Below are 5,397 nucleotides of genomic sequence, written 5' to 3' on the forward strand. Positions count from 1 at the left end.
GGCAGGGGACGGGGCTGGGGCTGTCGCTCAGCCATGACATCATCGTCCAGGGACACCAGGGCACCTTCCGCATGGAGACGGTGCCGGGCGAGTTCACGGAGTTCGTCATCACCCTGCCCAGGCAGGGTCGCCAACGGTTTGAAGCTTGGGGAGCGCGATGAAAGACCCAATGGATCCCAACCTGCTGGAAGCCTTCCAGGGCCGCTACGAACTCCTGTCGGAGCTGGGTGAGGGCGGCTTCGGCCGCGTCTACAAGGCCCGGCAGGTGACCACCGGCCAGAACGTGGCGGTGAAGCTGCTGCGGCTGACGGAGGGCGCGACGCCGGAGTCGGTGGAGCGGCGCAGCGCGCGCTTCGAGCGTGAGATGAAGCTGTGCGCGCAGATGCACCACCCGAACATCGTGCGGCTCATCGACTCCGGGCGGGCGCAGGGCGGCGCGGTCTACTCCATCTTCGAATTCGTCCCGGGCAAGAACCTGGCGCAGGTGCTCGCGGAAGAAGGCGTGCTGGATCCGGTGGAGGTGCGCCACCTGATGCTGCAGCTGTTGGACGCGCTGGCGTGCGCGCACGCGCAGAACGTGGTGCACCGGGACCTGAAGCCCGCGAACATCATGGTCGTGCCCACCGGCGCGCGCCGCAACGCGCTGGTGCTGGACTTCGGCATCGGGTCGGTGACGGACGAGCTGACGCGCGCGGAGCCGCAGCCGCGCATCACCTCCACCAACGAATCGCTGGGCACGCCGTCGTACGCGGCGCCGGAGCAGCTGCGCGGCCAGCCGCCCACGCCGCGCTCGGACCTGTACGCGTGGGGGCTCGTGTTCCTGGAGTGCCTCACCGGCAAGCGCGTCTACGAGGGCGCCACCGTCGCGGAGGTCATCTTCCAGCAGCTCTCCGCGGAGCCGGTGGCCATCCCCGCGGCCATCGCCGCGCACCCGGTGGGCAAGCTGCTCCAGAAGGCCACCGCGAAGGACCCGTCCCAGCGCACCGTCTCCGCGGAGGTGCTGCTGCGCCAGCTGGAGGCGGTGGACCTGTCCAACCTGCCGCGCCGGCCCGCGCCCGTGCGCATCCAGCCCGCGGCCCCCAACGCCGAGACGGCGACGGTGGAGCTCAGCAGCCGCACGCCCCACGCCCTGTCCACGCGCTCGCGGCGATGGGCGGAAGGGGAGCGCCGGCAGCTCACCGTGGTGTGCTGCACGCTGTCCGCCACCGCGACGGCGCCGGGCCCGGTGGACATCGAGGAGTTGGACCACGTGCTGGGCGCCCAGCAGGAGGTCTGCATCGAGATCGCCCGGCGCTACAACGGCCACATCGCCAGCGCGCTGGGCGACATCGTCCTCTTCTACTTCGGCTACCCGGCTGCGCGGGAGGACGACGCACGCCGCGCCGCCCAGGCCGCGCTGGACATGGTGGCCGAGGTGCAGCGCCGGGGCCGCGCCATCGAGGCCGAGCGCGGCACGCGGGTGGAGATCCGCGTGGGCGTGCACACGGGGCTCGTGGTGTCGCGCGAGCAGCGGGATCCGACCCTGTCCGGGCTGGGCTTCGTGGTGGGCACCACGCCGAAGCTGGCGTTCCGGCTCTCCACGTCCGCGCCCTCGGGCGGCATCCTCGTCACCGGGGACACGCAGCAGCTCGTGCGCAAGCACTTCCCCATGGTGCCCGGGGCCCCGGCCGTGAGCGACCTGCTGCCTCCCGGTCTGGAGACGTTCGTGCTCCAGGGCGCGGACGCGACGTGGAGCGGCACCGACGACGCGCTCTCGCTGGTGGGCCGCACCCGGGAGCTGGACCTGCTGCTGTCGCGCTGGGAGCAGGTGCGCGTGGGGCAGGGGCAGGCGGTGCTCGTCACCGGTGAGCCGGGCATCGGCAAGTCGCGCCTCACCCGCGAGCTGGGCGACAAGCTGGGCGTGGAGCCGCACACGTGGCTGGAGGCCCGCTGCACGGCGGACAGCTCCAGCCAGGCGTACTTCCCGGTGGTGGACCTGCTCACGCGACTGGTGGATCCGAACCGCGACCTGTCGCCCGAGGGCCGGCTGAAGGGCCTGGAGGCGCTGCTGTCCGGCTTCAGCTTCGACCTGCCGGAGACGATGCCGCTGTTCGCGCCGCTGCTGTCGCTGCCGTTGCCGCCGGAGCGCTGGGCCCCGCTGGACGTGTCGCCCCTGAAGCACCGGGAGCTGACGCGCCACGCGCTGCTCGCGTTCCTCGCCGCGATGGCGGAGCGGCAGCCGGTGGTGCTGGCGCTGGAGGACCTGCACTGGGCGGATCCGTCCACGCTGGAGCTGCTCAAGGAGCTGGTGGCGGAGGTGCCGTCGCAGCGCCTGTTCGCGGTGTTCAGCGCGCGGCCGGAGTTCGAGCCGCCGTGGCCTTCGTCGTCGGTGATGCAGGTGCAACTGGGCGCCCTCTCGCGCGCGGAGGTGGAGCGGCTGGCCACCGCCGCGGCAGGAGGTCCGCTCTCGCCCGAGGCGCTGGAGGAGATTGCATCCCGCACGGACGGCATTCCGCTCTTCATCGAGGAGCTGGTGCGCACGCTGCTGGAGTCCGGCGCGCTGGTGGAGCGCGAGGGCCGCTTCGCGCTGGACGCGGGCAAGGCGGGCCCCGCGGTTCCAGGCACGCTGCGCGACCTGCTCGTCGCCCGGTTGGACCGGCTGGGCCGGAGCAAGGAGACGGCGCAGATCGCGTCGGTGCTGGGGCGTGAGCTGTCGCACGACCTGCTCCGCCACGTCAGCCCGCTGACGCCCGAGGCGCTGGAGGCCGACCTGGAGCGGCTGGTGGGCGCGGGCCTGCTGCACCGGAAGCGCCGGCCCAAGGGCCCCGCGTACCTCTTCAAGCACGCGCTGGTGCGCGACGCGGCCTACGACTCCATGCTCAAGCGGCACCGGCAGCAGGTGCACGCGAAGACGGCGGCGGCGCTGGAGGAGCACTTCCCGGACCTCGTGAACGAGCGCCCGGACCTGCTCGCGCACCACCACGCGAGCGCGAACCACAAGCGCAAGGCCATCGAGTACGCGCAGAAGGCCGCGCTCGCCGCGCTCATCCGCTCCGCCTACCTGGAGGCCATCCTGTTCGCCCGGCTGGGCCTGTCGTGGCTGGACGCCATCGAGGATCCGCTGGAGCGCGCGCAGCTGGAGCTGAGCCTCAACGGGGTGCTGGCGCCCGCGCTGATGTCCACCCAGGGCTGGCGCTCACAGGAGCTGCGCACCGTGGCCGAGCGGTCGCTGGAGCTGCTCTTCACCGTGGGCGAGAGCCCGTACGCGGCCCCTACGCTGTGGGTCCTCTCCATCTACTACCACCTGGGGGGTGACCAGCGCCGGGTGCGCGGACTCTTGGACCGCCTGGTGGCGCTGGCGCAGGCCTCCGGGGACGCGGGCCAGGAGGCGGTGGCGCTCACCATCCTCTCCAACTGCGAGCTGCTCGAAGGCCGGCTGGGCGAGGCGAAGGCGCGGGCGGAGCGGTGCGTCGCGCTGTTCGACCCCGTCGCGCACCGCATGCACCGCATCCTCTACGGGCAGGACACGCGCGTGGGCGGTGAGGTGGTGCTGTGCCGGGCGCTGTGGCTGCTGGGCTTCGCGGATCAGGCCCGGGCGCACGGCGAGGCCGCGGTGGCGTGGGGCCGCGAGCTGAACCACGGCACCAGCATTGGCCTGTCGTTCATCTACCTGCTGCTGATGGCGCAGGAACATGGGGACCGCGCGGAGGCGCAGCGGCTCATCTCCCAGCACGCGGAGCTGTCCCACCGCTACGGCCTGCTGGAGCAGTCCGCCTACGTGGGCATCCTGCGTGGCTGGGCGGCGAAGGACCTGGAGGCGACGCGGCGGGGCGTGGCGATGCGCGAGGCGTTCGGCACGGAGATGGACCAGCCGGCGTACTACGCCATCCTCGCGGAGCTGGAGCTGGAGCTCGGCCACGTGGACGCGGCGCTCGCCACGGTGGAGCGCGGCCGGGAGCGCGCGCAGGCTCTGGGCGAGGGCTACCACGAGGCGAAGCTGCTCCGGGTGAAGGGCCGCGCGCTGCTCCAGCGTGACGGGAACTCTGCGCCGTCCGTGGAAGCGTGCTTCCGGCAGGCCGCGCAGGTGGCGCATGCGCAGGGCGCGCGGATGCCGGAGCTGCAGGCCGTCACCGCGCTGGCGCGGGTGCTCCAGGCGTCGGGCCGGCAGGAAGAAGCCCGGCAGCAACTCCAGACGATTTACAGTACCTTCACCGAAGGGCTGGGGACACCGCCCGTCGTGGAGGCCCGCGCGCTGCTGGCGGCGCTGGGAGGAGACAGCTGACATGAGCAAGAAGAAGCCGGAGTCGAAGGCCGCACCCGCGCCCGCGAAGGCCCGCCCGCTGGCGCGCAAGACGTCCGCGCAGGGGAAGGGGACGCAGCCCTCGGTGAACGAGTGGCAGGCGGTGTGGATGCGCGCCGTTGCCTTGTCGTGGAAGGACTCCAAGTTCGAGGCGGCCCTCCAGAAGGACCCGCGTCAGGCGCTGAAGGAGCGCTTCGACTTCGAGCTGCCCGCCGGCATCCACCTGAAGGTCGTCCCCTCCACCGCGAAGGAGCCGGCCACCGCCCCCGAGTGGAAGCTCGCCAGCGCGGACGTGGAGCTGGCCCTTCCGAAGAAGCCGGACAACGTGGCGGACCACGCGGTCGCGCTGTCCAGCCTCACCGACACCTACAACCGCTCGCACTGCTGCGGCAGCCCCTGCTGCTGACGCCTCGCGGGGGGATGCTACCCCGGAGCCTTCAGCGGGGAGCGGCCGGCGGCTCTCCTCCCGACACCGCGAAGGCGCCCACGGACGCCTCCGCGAAGCCGTCCACGCTCGCCACGCGCTGGAAGAGGTCCGGGTCGCTGCGTCCCAGCGCGTAGGGCCGCAAGCCCAGCGCGGTGGACACCAGGTAGAGCGTCTGCACCAGCGCTCCGGTGTCCTGCAGCACCAGCGAGTACGCCAGCGTCTCGTACTTCCACGCGAGCCGGGGCACGCGCGCGGCCACCACCATCAGCACCTCCGGCCGCTCGAAGGGCTCCACCGGCGCGCGGGCCTCGTCCAGCAGCGCGTGGAACTCCGGCGTGGGGCCGCTCATCCGCTCCAGCCGGTGGCCCAGCGGATCGTAGTGGTACGCGCCCGGCGCCAGCCCCTGGCACTCGCCGACGAGCGGGTACAGCTCCAGCGCGTACGCCGCGCCAGCGCTGGGGTAGGGCCGGTCCGTGATGTCGCCGTCGCGCGTGGACCGCACGTCGCGCACGCGCGCGGCGCGGAAGAGCAGCTCGCCCAGCTGCCTGACATTGAGCGGCGTGGCCCCCCGGCCTCGCAGGCTGCGCCGGTTCTCCAGCACCTCGGTGAAGGACAGGTCCCCGGTGCGCAGCGCCGCCACGTCCGGACGGAACAGCTCCACCACCTCGTGCGTCACCGCGGGCTTGAGGGC

4 protein-coding genes are annotated in these 5,397 nt (G+C 72.7%); 3 read left to right on the top strand and 1 reads right to left on the bottom strand.

Going from position 1 to position 5,397, the window contains the following annotated elements:
* The first annotated feature begins 14 nt into the window (after nucleotides 1–14).
* Genes D7V97_RS46895 through D7V97_RS39410 form a run of 3 tightly spaced genes read left to right on the top strand, consistent with a single transcriptional unit; the run spans nucleotide 15 to nucleotide 4,685 of the window.
* Nucleotides 15–161, top strand: a complete 147-nt coding sequence (locus D7V97_RS46895) for a hypothetical protein (RefSeq protein ID WP_368669004.1) — start codon at nucleotides 15–17, stop codon at nucleotides 159–161.
* Entirely contained in the window at nucleotides 158–4,261 is a 4,104-nt protein-coding gene (locus tag D7V97_RS39405; protein WP_120615725.1) for a TOMM system kinase/cyclase fusion protein, read from the top strand. Before D7V97_RS46895 ends, D7V97_RS39405 begins: the two co-directional genes overlap by 4 nt.
* 1 nt (nucleotide 4,262) lies before the next feature.
* Complete coding sequence (locus D7V97_RS39410) at nucleotides 4,263–4,685, top strand: BMA_0021/BMA_0022 family TOMM bacteriocin (protein WP_120615726.1); 423 nt, start codon at nucleotides 4,263–4,265, stop codon at nucleotides 4,683–4,685.
* A gap of 31 nt (nucleotides 4,686–4,716) precedes the next feature.
* Here the strand turns inward: D7V97_RS39410 and D7V97_RS39415 are convergent.
* Nucleotides 4,717–5,397: SagB family peptide dehydrogenase (locus tag D7V97_RS39415; RefSeq protein ID WP_147445168.1), on the bottom strand; the 681-nt coding region annotated here is incomplete at its 5' end.

It is taken from the genome of Corallococcus sp. CA053C (assembly GCF_003611675.1).
Taxonomy (GTDB): Bacteria; Myxococcota; Myxococcia; order Myxococcales; family Myxococcaceae; genus Corallococcus.